Genomic DNA, 13807 nt, shown 5'->3' with positions numbered 1-13807 from the left:
ATCGCCTAAAGCGGCTGCTCCCAGGTGCGAAACGCCTGGCTCAGGTGTTCGATCCAGGCGCGCACTGCCGGCAGCATGCCGCGCCTGTGGGTGTAGACCGCCTGCAGGTGGCCGCCAGGTAGCGTCCAGTCGGGCAACAGGCGGACCAGCCGGCCATCGGCCAGCTCCTCATGACAGAAAGGCTGGGGCAGCATGGTCAGCCCCAAGCCGGCCAGCACGGCACGCTTGCGCACGGCGAAGTCCTCGATCGCCAGGCGCGCCTCCAGACTGATGTCTTGTACGCTCCCGTTGTCATGCTGGAAGCGCAGGTGAATCTTGCGATCCGCCTCCAGTGCGCCGAGCGCCGGCAGTTTGGCCAGGTCGGCCGGTGTATCGATGCTGACGCCTTGGAGCAGTTCGGGGGCCGCCACCATATATGCCTGGGCCGGTTGCAGGCGGCGGCTGATCAGCGCCGGGTCTTCATCTTCGGCACTGCGCACGCGCAGCGCCACGTCCACGCCCTCGTTGAGCAGGTCCACGCGGCGGTTGGTCTGCAGCACTTCCAGTTGCACCTTGGGATAGGCCGCGAGGAAACTGACGACCAGCTCCGGCAACAGGGCAATGCCGCCGGGGGTGGAGACGCGCAAGCGACCGCGTGGTTCGCTGGTCAGACTGGCGACGGCTTCCTCGGCCTGCTCGGCCTCCAGCAACATCGCCTGGCAATGGCGCAAGTAGCGTTCACCGAGGTCGGTCAGTACCAGCTTGCGCGTGGTACGTTGCAGCAGACGCGCGCCCAGACGGTTTTCCAGCTCGGCGATGCGCCGCGACAGGCGAGACTTGGGGATACCCAGGGCGCGGCCGGCGGCAGCGAAACCGCCGGCTTCCACCACCTTGGCGAAGTAGAACAGATCGTTGAGGTCATGCATGGCTTAATCGTCCTATGTGTAGGACGAACTATCGCATTTATGCCGGCTTATCGACTATTGCTTTCATGGGTAGCATCTCCAGCATCTTGATCGCCACGGGGCGATCTCACTTTGGAGACCGTCATGAAACTACTGCACCTCGATTCCAGCATTCTCGGCGACTCGTCTGCTTCCCGCCAGCTCAGCAGCGCCGTGGTCGCGGCCTGGCAGGCCGCCGAGCCGAGTGTCCAGGTGATTTACCGCGACCTGGCCGGCGACGCATTGAGCCACTTTTCTGCGCTCAGTCTGGTTGCCGTTGGCACGCCTGATGAGCTGCGCAATGCTGCACAGCGCTACGAGGCCGCGCTGTCGGAAAGCACCCTGGAAGAGTTTCTCGATGCCGATGCCATCGTGATCGGCGCGCCCATGTACAACTTTGCCCTGCCGAGCCAGCTGAAAGCCTGGATCGACCGGATCACCGTGGCCGGCAAGACCTTCAGCTATGGCGAAAATGGTCCGCAGGGCCTGGCCGGTGGCAAGCGGGTCGTTATCGTCTCCACCGCGGGTGGCATCCACTCCGGCCAGCCGAGTGCGGCTGCCCATGAGGACTACTTGAAGTTCGTCCTCGGCTTTGTCGGCATCAGCGACATTCAGGTGGTGCGTGCCGAAGGCCTGGCCTACGGCGAAGAGCCGCGTGCTATTGCCATGCAAGCGGCCGAGCAGCAGGTCGTTGAGTTGTTTGCCGTTGCCTGAACAGCGGTTGGAACGAAAAAGCCCGCTCACTTGAGCGGGCTTTTGCATGATGACTTAGCGCTGGATCAGACGATCACGCCCTGGCTGCGCAGGTAGTCGTCGTAGCTGCCGCTGAAATCGGTCACGCCGCTGTCCGACAGTTCGATGATGCGTGTGGCCAGGGAGCCGACGAACTCGCGGTCGTGACTGACGAAGATCAGCGTGCCCGGGTAGTTCTCCAGCGCCAGGTTGAGTGCCTCGATCGATTCCATGTCGAGGTGGTTGGTCGGTTCGTCCATCACCAGCACGTTGGGCTTCTGCAGGATCAGCTTGCCGAACAGCATGCGCCCTTGCTCGCCACCGGAAATCACCTTCACCGACTTGAGAATCTCGTCGTTGGAGAACAGCATGCGCCCGAGGGTGCCGCGCACCAGTTGCTCGCCGCCCTGGGTCCAGCGGCCCATCCAGTCGAACAGACTGCTCTCGTCCTCGAAGTCGGAAGCGTGGTCCTGGGCGTAGTAGCCCAGTTCGGCGCTTTCGGTCCATTTGACGGTGCCTGCGTCCGGGTACAGCTCGCCGACCAGGGTGCGCAGCAGGGTGGTCTTGCCGATGCCGTTGGGGCCGATGATGGCCACGCGCTCGCCGGCCTCGACGGTGAAGCTGAAGTTCTTGAACAGCGGCTTGCCGTCGAAGCCCTTGGCCATGTTGTCGACGATCACGGCCTGGCGGTGCAGCTTCTTGGTCTGCTCGAAGCGGATGAACGGGCTGATCCGGCTCGACGGCTTGACCTCGGCCAGCTGGATCTTGTCGATCTGCTTGGCGCGCGAAGTGGCCTGCTTGGCTTTCGAGGCGTTGGCCGAGAAGCGGCTGACGAAGGACTGCAGCTCGTTGATCTGGGCCTTCTTCTTGGCGTTATCCGACAGCAGCTGCTCGCGCGACTGGGTGGCCGCGGTCATGTACTCGTCGTAGTTGCCCGGGAACAGGCGCAGCTCGCCGTAGTCCAGGTCCGCCATGTGGGTGCACACGCTGTTGAGGAAGTGGCGGTCGTGGGAAATGATGATCATGGTGCTGTTGCGCGCCGTGAGAATGTTTTCCAGCCAACGGATGGTGTTGATGTCCAGGTGGTTGGTCGGCTCGTCGAGCAGCAGCACTTCCGGATCGGAGAACAGCGCCTGGGCCAGCAGCACGCGCAGCTTCCAGCCGGGGGCGACTTCGCTCATCGGGCCGAAATGCTGGGCCAGCGGAATACCCAGGCCGAGCAGCAGCTCACCGGCGCGGGATTCGGCGGTGTAACCGTCCATTTCGGCGAACTCGCCTTCCAGCTCGCCGACCTTCATGCCGTCGTCTTCGCTCATCTCCGCCAGCGAATAGATGCGGTCGCGCTCGGCTTTGACCGTCCAGAGTTCTTCATGACCCATGATCACGGTATCGATCACGCTGAACTCTTCGTAGGCGAACTGATCCTGGCGCAGTTTGCCCAGGCGCACGTTCGGCTCCAGCATCACTTGACCGCCGCTCGGCTCCAGGTCGTCGCCAAGAATTTTCATGAAGGTCGACTTGCCGCAGCCATTCGCCCCGATCAGGCCGTAACGGTTGCCGCCGCCAAACTTGACGGAAACGTTCTCGAACAGGGGTTTGGCCCCGAATTGCATGGTGATGTTAGCGGTGGAGATCACGAATCGTTGTCCAGAAAGCGAGCGCGCGAGCGCGAAAGGGGCGGGATTGTACAGGTTTCTGATCCGGCAAGGCAGCCGGGAGGACGGATGGGGTGGTTTTTCCAGGCGATCAGTCGCGGTAGAACACCTGCACCAGGTGATAGCCGAACTGGCTCTTCACCGGGCCGTGCACCTCGCGCAGGGCTTTCTTGAAGATGACCTGGTCGATCGCCCGCACCATCTGCCCGGGGCGCACCTCGCCCAGGTCGCCGCCGCGCTTGCCGGACGGGCAGGTGGAATACTGGCGCGCGAGCAGGTCGAAGGCCTCGCCGGCGGCGATGCGCTTCTTCAATGCGGTGGCTTGCGCTTCGGTTTTCACCAGAATGTGGCGGGCCATTGCCTTTGCCATGACGAGTTCCTCATTTTTGCCGGGTACGTATTGTGCCAGTGTTTGCTGCGCCATCAGAATGACGTCACTTTTCAGGTTTTCTGATTCGCCGGGGAGATGGGCGAATCCCGGCCTGACATATTAAATCCACTCGACGGAAGCGCTGCTCATGGATATCCACTCGATGCTGAAAATCCTGGCCAGCCAGGATGGTTCCGACCTCTATCTGTCCACCGGCGCGCCGCCCTGCGCCAAGTTCAATGGCGTACTCAAGGCGCTCAGCCAGGAGCCCTTGAAGGCCGGCGAGGTGGCCGCCATCGCCGATGCGGTGATGGATGTCGCTCAGCGTGAAGAGTTCGAGCGCGAGCTGGAGATGAACCTGGCGATTTCCCTGGCCGGCGTCGGCCGTTTTCGCATCAATATCTTCAAGCAGCGCAACGAAGTATCGATAGTCGCGCGCAACATCAAACTGGATATTCCCAGGTTCGAAGACCTCAAGTTGCCCGAGGTGTTGCTCAGCACCGTGATGGAGAAACGCGGTCTGGTGTTGTTCGTCGGCGGCACCGGCTCGGGCAAGTCCACCTCCCTGGCGGCGCTGATCGACTACCGTAACCGCAATAGCGGCGGGCATATCATCACCATCGAGGACCCGGTCGAGTATGTCCATCGGCACAAGAAGTCGATCATCAACCAACGCGAAGTCGGCGTGGATACGCGCAGTTTCCATGCCGCGCTGAAGAACACCCTGCGCCAGGCCCCGGACGTGATTCTGATCGGCGAGATCCGCGACCGCGAGACCATGGAGCACGCCCTTGCCTTCGCCGACACCGGCCACCTGGCGATTTCCACCCTGCACGCCAACAACGCCAACCAGGCGCTGGACCGCATCATCAACTTCTTCCCGGAGGACCGCCGCCCGCAGTTGCTCAACGACCTGGGCAACAACCTCAAGGCCTTCGTCTCTCAGCGCCTGGTCAAGACCGTCGATGGCAAACGCCGCGCCGCGGTAGAGGTGTTGCTGGGCACTCCGACCGTGCGTGACCTGATCAAGCGCAACGAGTTTTCCGAGATCAAGGAGATCATGGAGAAGTCGAAGAACCTCGGCATGCAGACCTTCGACCAGGCATTGATCGATCTGGTCAATGAAAACGCCATCGACGAAGAGGAAGCGGTGAAGAATGCCGACTCGGCGAACAACGTGCGCTTGAAGCTCAAACTCTATCGTGACAGTCCGGTGGTTGCGGCACCGGTGGTTCCAGTGGCTCAGCTGGCACCGGCAATGACAGCCAAACCTGCTGACTGGGGACTGGAGCTGACCCTGGAGGATATCGAGGAGCCGGAGTTGCCCGAAGATCCAGGCCGTCCCGGGATTTAGCGGATAGTTGCCGGGCGTTCGCCGATGCATTTCGCGAATAAAAACTAGGCGTCCCCTTCGTTCCTACATACTCAATTCTGCAGTTGCCCAAGGTCGTGGAACAGCTCCAGCGCCCGGATGATTGGCAATCTGGCGGGAGAGGGCGCTGCTAGTGCCTACCTTTAGGCTAGGTGCGCTGGCCGGTAGGTGCCCAGCCCATGGGCTGCGGCGGCGAATGCCGGCAGGGCTTCGGCGGCGGCGGAGAACCGCTGCAAGGCGGGAAACTGCGTGGCCGAGACGACATCCGGCAGCATTGCCTGAGTGAAGTACCAGGCCACCGCGGTGCTGATGCCGGCCTGGTCGATACTGTCGCGTTCCGGCGCCAGCGGCTCGCGGACCAGCTCGGTCTCCAGGGCGGTGTAGGCCGCCAGCAGTTGCCCGGTGACTCGCGATAGCCAGGGCTGGTGCTGTTTATCCGCCGGACGCAGCTCGCGTTCGTAGACGATCTGCACGCTCTTCTCGCAGGCGGCCAGTGCCAGGCCGATGACGCGCAGCGCCCGCAGGCGCCGATCAAGGGCTCGCGGCATCAGCGACTTATCGGGGCCGGCGAGATGCTCGGCGTAATCGAGGATCAGGCTCGAGTCCATCAGCACGCTGCCGTCGGCGCAGATCAGCGAGGGCGCCTTGACCACCGAGTTGAGCTGGCGGAATTGCTCGAAGGTGCTGAACACCGAGATCGCCCGGTGCTCGAACGGCAGCTCGAGCAGTTGCAGCGACACCGCGACCCGGCGCACGTAGGGTGAGTCGAGCATTCCGATCAGTTGCATGTGTTCTCCTTGGCCGCTAGCCGGTTGACCTGCGACTGCTCCACGAGGCAGTCGGGAACCAGACGCTAGGCGATCCTGGCCGCGCTGTCCATGGGCCGGCGAGCTGCGTAGGGTGCGCTGTGCGCACCAGTTGGCGCTCGAAGACTGCGCAGCCGGCCTCAGCGCTGCAGCTCGGGCAGGTCCTTGTACAGCTCCAGTGCCTGGGGATTGGCCAGGGCGTCGGTGTTCTTCACCGGCTTGCCATGCACCACGTTGCGCACCGCCAGTTCGACGATTTTGCCGCTGATGGTGCGCGGGATGTCGGCCACCGCGATGATCCTGGCCGGCACGTGGCGCGTGCTGGTGTTGCTCTCGATCACCTGGCGGATGCGCTCTTGCAGTTCATCGGTGAGGCTGACGCCCTCGCGCAGACGCACGAACAGCACCACGCGCACGTCGTTGTGCCACTCCTGGCCGATGGCGATGGATTCCAGCACCTCCTCGACCTTTTCCACCTGGCGGTAGATCTCGGCGGTGCCGATGCGCACGCCGCCCGGATTCAATACGGCGTCGGAGCGACCGTGGATCACCAGGCCGTCGTGCACGGTTTCCTCGGCGTAGTCGCCGTGCGCCCAGACGCCGGGGAAGGTGTCGAAGTAGGCAGACTTGAACTTCTCGCCCTGCGGGTCGTTCCAGAAACCGACCGGCATCGATGGGAAGTGCTTGACGCAGACCAGTTCGCCTTTCTCGCCTGTAACGGCTTGGCCGGCGTCGTTCCACACCTGCACGTCCATGCCCAGGCCCTTGCACTGCAGTTCGCCGCGCCAGACCGGCAGCAGCGGGTTGCCGAGGGCGAAGCAGGAGACGATGTCGGTGCCGCCGGAAATCGACGATAGGCACAGCTCGCTTTTGATCTCGCGGTAGACGTAGTCGAAGCTCTCATGGGCCAGCGGCGAGCCGGTCGAGAGGATGGTTTTGAGACGCTGCAGCTTGTGGCTGCTGCCCGGCTTGGCGCCGGCCTTCTGCAGGGCGGCCAGGTACTTGGCGCTGGTGCCGAAGATGCTGATGTTTTCCGCGTCGATCAGGTCGATCAGGCGTTCGGCCCCCGGGTGGAAGGGCGAACCGTCGAACAGCACCAGGGTCGCGCCCAGGGCCAGGCCGGAAACCAGCCAGTTCCACATCATCCAGCCGCAGGTGGTGTAGTAGAACAGCGTGTCATCGGGGTGCAGGTCGGTGTGCAGACCGAGTTCCTTGACGTGTTGCAGCAGCACGCCGCCGCTGCCGTGGACGATGCACTTGGGCACGCCGGTGGTGCCGCTGGAATAGAGGATGTACAGCGGCTGATCGAACGGCACCGGGGTGAATGCAGGCTCGCCACCGGGCTGGTAGAAGTCCTGCCACAGGGCGACCTTGGCTGAGGTCTGGAAGTCGCTCGGTGTGGTATCCGGGTTGGAGTAGGGCACCACGACCAGTTGCTCGAGCGACGGCAGGCGCTCGAGGATCTCGTTGAGCTTGCCGGTCAGATCGAGGTTCTTGCCGGCGTAGCGGTAGCCGGCGGCGGCGATCAGCACCTTGGGTTCGATCTGACCGAAGCGGTCGATCACCCCCTGAGTACCGAAGTCCGGCGAGCAGCTCGACCAGGTGGCGCCGAGGCTGCTGGCGGCGAGCATGCCGACCACGGTCTGCCAGGTGTTGGGCATGAAGGCGGCGACGCGGTCGCCGGGGCCGACACCGACGGCTTGCAGTTGACGTTGCAGGCCGGCGACATGGGCCGCCAGTTCGGCGTAAGTCAGTCGCTCGCGGCTGCCGTCTTCGCCGATGGCGACCAGCGCCGGGTGCTGGTCGCGACGGCGCAGCAGGTGTTCGGCGAAATTCAGGGTGGCGCCGGGGAACCAGTGGGCGCTGGGCATGGCCGGACCTTCGTCGAGTACGCGCTGCGGTTGCGCGCTAAAGCGAATCTCGAAGAATTCGACGATGGCCTGCCAGAAGGCTTCGCGCTGGGTTACGCTCCAGGCGTGCAGGGCCGGGTAGTCGGCCAGCTGCAGGCCATGGCGCTGGTTGACGAAGTGGCGAAAGGCGTCCATCCGGGTGGCGGCGATGCGCGCCGGGCTGGGTGTCCAGAGGGGCTGGTTCATCTGTGCGTCCATTGGCTCGGGCGGATACTTTTATAATGGCACGGGCCGGCCGGCCTTGCCGTCAGGCCAGTTCCAGGCGGCTCCAGTCGGTCGTGTTGAGCAGCACATCGCACAAGGCCTGAGCCGCGCTCGACAGCTTGTGCTCGCGCAGCCGCAGCAGACCGATCTGCCGCTCCACGTGCGGCCCATGCAGGGCGATGCAGCGGGCGCCCAGCTCCTCCATCTGCTGCAGGCACAGGCGCGGCACGGCGCTGACGCCGAGCCCCTGGGCGACCATGCGGCCGACGGTTGCCAGCTGGTGGCTCTCGAAGGCCACCGCCAGCTTGCCGTGCTGCGCGGCGATGCTTTGCTCCAGCAGCAGGCGCACCGCGGAGGGCCGCTGCAGGGCGATGAAGTTCTCCCGCAACAGCTCCGCCCAGCTCACCTCCTGGCGGCTGGCGAGCGCGCAATCGGCGGGCACCACCGCGACGAAACGATCGTTGTAGAAGGGTGTGAACTCCAGGCCATCCAGGGCGTCCGGCTCGAAGGCGATGCCCAGTTCGACCCGGCGGTTGCGCAGCATGTCCAACACCTGCTCGTTGATCACGTCATGCACCGCCACGTTGACCTTCGGATAGCGCATGCGGAAGACCTTGAGCACCGCCGGCAGCAGGTTGCCGGCAAACGACGGCATGGCGGCGATGGTGATCCTGCCCAGTTGCAGGGTGAAGTGCTGGCGCAGCAGTTCCTCGGCGTTGTCCCAGTCGGCCAGCAGGCGACGGGCCATGGGCAGCAGGGTTTCGCCCTCCGGGGTCAGCCTGACACTGCGCGTGGTGCGGGTCAGCAATGGGCCGCCGAGGGATTCCTCCAGGCTCTTGATCGCCAGGCTCAGGGCCGGCTGGGACAGGTGCAGGCGCTCGCACGCCTGGGCGAAGCTCAGGCTCTGGGCCACGGCGAGGAAGGCGCGCAGTTGCTTGACGGTCATTGATTTGTTTTGCTGATCAATTGAGAAGAAAAACAAACTTAACAAATTAGTCTGTGCGGGAGAAGCTCTCAATCGCTATCGGCAACCGGGTTGCCGAACCGACAACGACAAGAGGCGCAGCGATATGAGTGGACTCGACAAGCGGGTAGGCAGCTACGAGGAGGCCCTGGCCGGCCTGACCGACAACATGACCGTGCTGGCCGGCGGCTTCGGCCTGTGCGGCATCCCGGAAAACCTCATCGCCGAGATCCGCCGTCGCGGCGTCAGCGGGCTGACCGTGGTCTCCAATAATTGTGGGGTCGACGGCTTTGGTCTGGGCGTGCTGCTGGAGGACCGGCAGATCCGCAAGATGATCGCCTCCTATGTCGGCGAGAACGCCCTGTTCGAGCGGCAGTTGCTCAGCGGCGAACTGGAGGTCGAACTGACCCCGCAGGGCACCCTGGCGGAGAAGCTGCGCGCCGGCGGCGCCGGTATCCCGGCCTTCTTCACCGCGACCGGCTACGGCACCCCGGTCGCCGAAGGCAAGGAGGCGCGTGAAATCAATGGCCGCCATTACATCTTGGAACCGGCCATCACCGGCGACTTCGCCATCGTCAAAGGCTGGAAGGCCGACCACTTCGGCAACGTGATCTATCGCCACACCGCGCAGAACTTCAACCCGCTGGTGGCCACCGCCGGGCGCATCACCGTGGTCGAGGTGGAGGAAATCGTCGAACCCGGCGAGCTCGATCCGGCCCACATTCACACCCCGGGCATCTACGTCGATCGCATCATCCAGGGCAGTTTCGAGAAGCGTATCGAGAAGCGCACCCTGCGCGCCTGAGAACCTGCCAGGAACGGCTGCGCGTCGGCCCGGCTGCGTTGAAATTGGACTCGGACTGCTCATTTACCGCTTGTAAACTCCGCGTCCTCGTCCAATTTCGCCTTGCCGGTCTCTAGCTCGCTCGCCCCTGATCAGGTTCTTCCACCACAGAACAAATGAGGAAGCAGCAATGGCACTTACCCGCGAACAGATGGCTCAGCGTGTGGCGCGCGAATTGAAAGATGGTTACTACGTGAACCTGGGCATCGGCATTCCGACCCTGGTGGCCAACTACGTGCCGGAAGGCATCGACGTGATGCTGCAGTCGGAAAACGGCCTGCTCGGCATGGGCGCTTTCCCTGCCGAGGATGAGCTGGACGCCGACATGATCAACGCCGGCAAGCAGACGGTCACCGCCCGTAAAGGGGCGTCGATCTTCTCCTCGGCCGAATCCTTCGCCATGATCCGCGGTGGCCACGTCGACCTCACCGTGCTCGGCGCCTTCGAGGTGGATGCCAACGGCAACATCGCCTCCTGGATGATCCCCGGCAAGTTGGTCAAGGGCATGGGCGGCGCGATGGACCTGGTCGCCGGCGCCGACAACATCATCGTCACCATGACCCACGCCTCCAAGGACGGCGAGTCCAAGCTGCTCAAGCACTGCAGCCTGCCGCTCACCGGCTGCGGTTGCATCCGCAAGGTGCTGACCGACCTGGCTTACCTGGAAATCGACAACGGCAGCTTTATCCTGCGTGAGCGTGCGCCAGGCGTAAGCATCGAGGAGATCGTCAGCAAGACCGCCGGCCCGTTGATCGTGCCGGACGATGTCATCGAAATGACCTTCTGAGTACCTCCCCGCTCCGCAGGTCGCCACCACGCATGGCAGCCTGCGGGGCGGTTTTTTCATTTGTGGATGGGTCGGGCGGCGCTCCGCGAGTGCAGCGATACCCATCCCTTGTCGCTGCCCCGAGCGGCACCGCCGCAACTCGCAGGAGTCTTATCATGCAAGAAGTCGTCATAGTCGCCGCCACCCGCACCGCCGTCGGCAGTTTCCAGGGATCGCTGGCGAACATCGCCGCCCCCGAACTGGGCGCCGCGGTGATCCGCCGCCTGCTGGAGCAGACCGGCCTGAACGGCGCCGAGGTCGACGAAGTGATCCTCGGCCAGGTGCTCACCGCAGGCTCCGGGCAGAACCCGGCGCGCCAGGCGGCGATCCTCGCCGGCCTGCCCCACGCGGTGCCGGCGCTGACCCTGAACAAGGTCTGCGGTTCGGGCCTCAAGGCCCTGCATCTGGGCGCCCAGGCGATCCGCTGCGGCGATGCCGAGGTGATGATCGCCGGCGGCATGGAGAACATGAGCCTGGCGCCCTATGTCATGCCCGGCGCCCGCACCGGCCTGCGCATGGGCCATGCGCAGCTGCTCGATACGATGATCGTGGACGGCCTGTGGGACGCCTTCAACGACTACCACATGGGCATCACCGCCGAGAACCTGGTGGACAAGTACGCCATCAGCCGCGAGGAACAGGACGCCTTCGCCGCTGCGTCGCAGCAAAAAGCCTGCGCCGCCATCGAGGCGGGTCGTTTCAAGGATGAAATCACCCCGATCCTGATTCCCCAGCGCAAGGGCGAGCCCCTGGCCTTCGCCACCGACGAGCAGCCGCGTGCCGGAACCAGCGCCGAGGCCCTGGGCAAGCTCAAGCCGGCGTTCAAGAAGGACGGCAGCGTCACCGCCGGCAACGCCTCCAGCCTCAACGACGGCGCCGCCGCCGTATTGCTGATGAGCGCGGCCAAGGCCGAGGCCCTCGGCCTGCCGGTGCTGGCCAGGATCGCCGGCTACGCCAATGCCGGCGTCGATCCGGCGATCATGGGTATCGGCCCGGTCAGCGCCACCCGGCGCTGCCTGGCCAAGGCCGGCTGGAGCCTGGAGCAACTGGACCTGATCGAGGCCAACGAAGCCTTCGCCGCCCAGGCCCTGGCCGTCGGCAAGGAACTGCAGTGGGATGCGAGCAAGGTCAACGTCAATGGTGGCGCCATCGCCATCGGCCACCCGATTGGCGGTTCCGGCTGCCGGATTCTGGTGACCCTGCTGCACGAGATGATCAAGCGCGACGCCCACAAGGGCCTGGCCACCCTGTGCATCGGCGGCGGCCAGGGCGTGGCATTGGCGATCGAGCGCTAAGCCTGCGGTGCGCGCAGCGCACCCTACTGAAAACGCCGGCCCCGCAACGATTGCAGGCGCCGGCGTTTTTCTTGGTCATGCCCCGGTCGGGCAAGCGTAGGGCCGGCACTGGTAGCTTGGCGCAGGATAAAAGGCTGAGTCGCAATTGCCTGTTGCGACCACTCGGTAGGGTGCGCCGTGCGCACCAAGAGCCGCCGGCTGCGCGGGTGCGCGCGGCTACCCAGGCGCGGGCTGCCGCCTGATCCCGCAGGCAGGGGCGACTCACGCGCCAGTTGATTGGGGCTGAGCCATAAAAAAGGCCGCGCTGCTGTGCCGCGCGGCCAAGGAGGGGAAACGCTCGTGCCTATTCAGCCGGTTGTCAGCCGGTCGCTCCCTGGAGCAAGGCCCGCGCCACCCGCGAGCCATTGTCCTTGCCGAGCACCGTGCAGATGCGCTGGCCGGCGGCGATCAGCTTGTCCAGGTCGATAGCGGTTTCGATGCCCAGGCCATTGAGCAGATAGAGCACATCCTCGGTCGCGACGTTGCCGGTGGCGCCCTTGGCGTAGGGGCAGCCGCCCAGGCCGGCGACCGAGCTGTCGAACACGCCGATGCCTTCCAGCAGGCTGGCGTAGATATTGGCCAGGGCCTGGCCATAGGTGTCGTGGAAGTGTCCGGCCAACTGGTGGCGCGGGACATCGCGACCGACCACGTTGAACAGGTGCCGGACCTTGCCGGCGCTGCCGGTGCCGATGGTGTCGCCCAGCGATACCTCGTAGCAGCCCATGGCGTACAGCTCCTTGGCTACCCAGGCGACCTGTTCGGGTGCCACCTCACCGTCATAAGGACAGCCGAGCACGCAGGACACGTAGCCGCGCACGCGCACACCGTGCTGCTGGGCCGCCTCCATCAGCGGTACGAAACGCTGCAGGCTCTCGGCAATCGAGCAGTTGATGTTTTTCTGCGAGAAGGCCTCGGAGGCGGCGGCGAACACCGCCACCTCTTTCACGCCGCTTTCCAGCGCGGCCTCGAAGCCCTTCATGTTCGGCGTCAGCGCGGCGTAGGTGACGCCCGGGCGTTGCTGGATTCGGGCGAACACCTCGGCGCTGCCGGCCATCTGCGGCACCCACTTGGGCGCGACGAAGCTGCCGACCTCGATATAACTCAAGCCGGCGGCGCTGAGGTCGTCGACCAGGCGCACCTTGTCGGCCACGCTGATCGGCTGTTGCTCATTTTGCAGGCCGTCGCGCGGGCCGACTTCGACCAGGCGCACCTGTTTGGGCAGGTTCATGTGGCGTCTCCTTTCGGGGTAACGGTGCGCACGGCGCACCCTACGATTTGCGGCGATGCGCACACTGTCATGGGTTAGCGTAGGGTGCGCTATGCGCATCGAATATCACTGTCATGCCTCTTCCAGCTCCACCAGTACGGCGCCTTCGCCGACCATATCGCCTTCGCCGTAGTACAGTGCCTTGACTGTGCCTGCATGGGGCGCGCGGATGCTGTGTTCCATCTTCATCGCTTCCAGCACCACCAGGGCCGTGCCGGCCTCGACCTGCTGGCCGGCTTCGACCAGTACACGGACGATACTGCCATTCATCGGCGCGGTCAGGCCACCGTGATGGCTGTGGCTGGCTTCGACGGCGGCGATCGGGTCGAGCTGGCTGACGGCGTGCAGGTCGCCCTGCCATTCCAGATAGAGGGTATCGCCCTGGCGGATGGCGTGCCGGCGGTGTTGCAGTGCGTCTGGCTGAACCTCGGCGTCTAGCGGGTTGCTGCAGAGCAGCGTGTCGCCCTGCAATCGGGCGCCGCCGCTGGCGCGCACCTTGTGCGTGACGCCGTTGCAGCTCAGGTGCAGGTCGATTTCGACCGGCAGCCCGGCGCGCCAGCCATTGCTGCTGGCCCAGGGCGAGTGAAAGTCCTCGTGCTT

The 13807-nt window shown here is 64.6% G+C and carries 13 protein-coding genes; 5 read left to right on the top strand and 8 right to left on the bottom strand.

All coding sequences use genetic code 11. The features are described from left to right. Window positions 1-5: 5 nt before the first annotated feature. Entirely contained in the window at window positions 6-905 is a 900-nt protein-coding gene (locus BM315_RS21770) for a LysR family transcriptional regulator (protein ID WP_090505492.1), read from the bottom strand. 123 nt (window positions 906-1028) lie between these two features. Here BM315_RS21770 and BM315_RS21765 point away from each other — a divergent pair, with 123 nt between their 5' ends. After that, the gene (locus tag BM315_RS21765; protein WP_090505490.1) at window positions 1029-1637 is read left to right on the top strand and encodes an FMN-dependent NADH-azoreductase; all 609 of its coding nucleotides are present in this window, start codon (window positions 1029-1031) and stop codon (window positions 1635-1637) included. 65 nt (window positions 1638-1702) lie between these two features. On the opposite strand, the gene BM315_RS21760 is transcribed toward BM315_RS21765, so the two are convergent. Both BM315_RS21760 and BM315_RS21755 read right to left on the bottom strand, forming a co-directional pair. Beyond that, window positions 1703-3292, bottom strand: a complete 1590-nt coding sequence (locus tag BM315_RS21760; RefSeq protein WP_090505488.1) for an ABC-F family ATPase — start codon at window positions 3290-3292, stop codon at window positions 1703-1705. A 109-nt stretch (window positions 3293-3401) separates the two neighbouring features. Continuing rightward, window positions 3402-3680, bottom strand: a complete 279-nt coding sequence (locus tag BM315_RS21755; RefSeq protein WP_090505486.1) for a peptidylprolyl isomerase — start codon at window positions 3678-3680, stop codon at window positions 3402-3404. 148 nt (window positions 3681-3828) lie between these two features. Here BM315_RS21755 and BM315_RS21750 point away from each other — a divergent pair, with 148 nt between their 5' ends. Further along, window positions 3829-5034, top strand: a complete 1206-nt coding sequence (locus BM315_RS21750) for a PilT/PilU family type 4a pilus ATPase (RefSeq protein ID WP_170862284.1) — start codon at window positions 3829-3831, stop codon at window positions 5032-5034. Between the two features lie 161 nt (window positions 5035-5195). On the opposite strand, the gene BM315_RS21745 is transcribed toward BM315_RS21750, so the two are convergent. From BM315_RS21745 to BM315_RS21735, 3 genes are all read right to left on the bottom strand, one after another. After that, window positions 5196-5840, bottom strand: a complete 645-nt coding sequence (locus tag BM315_RS21745) for a glutathione S-transferase (protein WP_090505484.1) — start codon at window positions 5838-5840, stop codon at window positions 5196-5198. 158 nt (window positions 5841-5998) lie between these two features. Then, window positions 5999-7954, bottom strand: a complete 1956-nt coding sequence (locus tag BM315_RS21740) for an acetoacetate--CoA ligase (protein WP_090505483.1) — start codon at window positions 7952-7954, stop codon at window positions 5999-6001. A gap of 61 nt (window positions 7955-8015) precedes the next feature. Beyond that, the gene (locus BM315_RS21735; RefSeq protein ID WP_090505480.1) at window positions 8016-8918 is read right to left on the bottom strand and encodes a LysR family transcriptional regulator; all 903 of its coding nucleotides are present in this window, start codon (window positions 8916-8918) and stop codon (window positions 8016-8018) included. A 124-nt stretch (window positions 8919-9042) separates the two neighbouring features. Between BM315_RS21735 and BM315_RS21730 the strand changes: the two genes are divergently transcribed. The 3 genes from BM315_RS21730 (at window position 9043) to BM315_RS21720 (ending at window position 11901) form a co-directional block, all read left to right on the top strand. After that, on the top strand, window positions 9043-9741 hold the full coding sequence (locus BM315_RS21730; protein WP_090505478.1) for a CoA transferase subunit A: 699 nt from the start codon (window positions 9043-9045) through the stop codon (window positions 9739-9741). Between the two features lie 169 nt (window positions 9742-9910). After that, window positions 9911-10567 carry a CoA transferase subunit B gene (locus tag BM315_RS21725; protein WP_090505476.1) on the top strand — a complete coding sequence of 219 codons (657 nt, stop codon included), beginning with the start codon at window positions 9911-9913 and terminating at the stop codon, window positions 10565-10567. Between the two features lie 155 nt (window positions 10568-10722). Continuing rightward, a complete protein-coding gene (locus BM315_RS21720; RefSeq protein ID WP_090505474.1) occupies window positions 10723-11901 on the top strand; it encodes an acetyl-CoA C-acetyltransferase in 1179 nt (392 codons plus the stop codon). 358 nt (window positions 11902-12259) lie between these two features. Here BM315_RS21720 and BM315_RS21715 read toward each other — a convergent pair whose 3' ends face one another. Both BM315_RS21715 and BM315_RS21710 read right to left on the bottom strand, forming a co-directional pair. Further along, window positions 12260-13168, bottom strand: a complete 909-nt coding sequence (locus BM315_RS21715; RefSeq protein ID WP_090505472.1) for a hydroxymethylglutaryl-CoA lyase — start codon at window positions 13166-13168, stop codon at window positions 12260-12262. Between the two features lie 111 nt (window positions 13169-13279). Beyond that, the coding region (locus tag BM315_RS21710) for an acyl-CoA carboxylase biotin carboxyl carrier protein subunit (RefSeq protein ID WP_141124002.1) at window positions 13280-13807 on the bottom strand (528 nt) is incomplete at its 5' end.

This window comes from Pseudomonas borbori (genome assembly GCF_900115555.1).
GTDB lineage: Bacteria > Pseudomonadota > Gammaproteobacteria > Pseudomonadales > Pseudomonadaceae > Aquipseudomonas > Aquipseudomonas borbori.
Note: the sequence above shows the minus strand (reverse complement) of the source record. Positions and strands in the feature narration are given on the sequence as shown.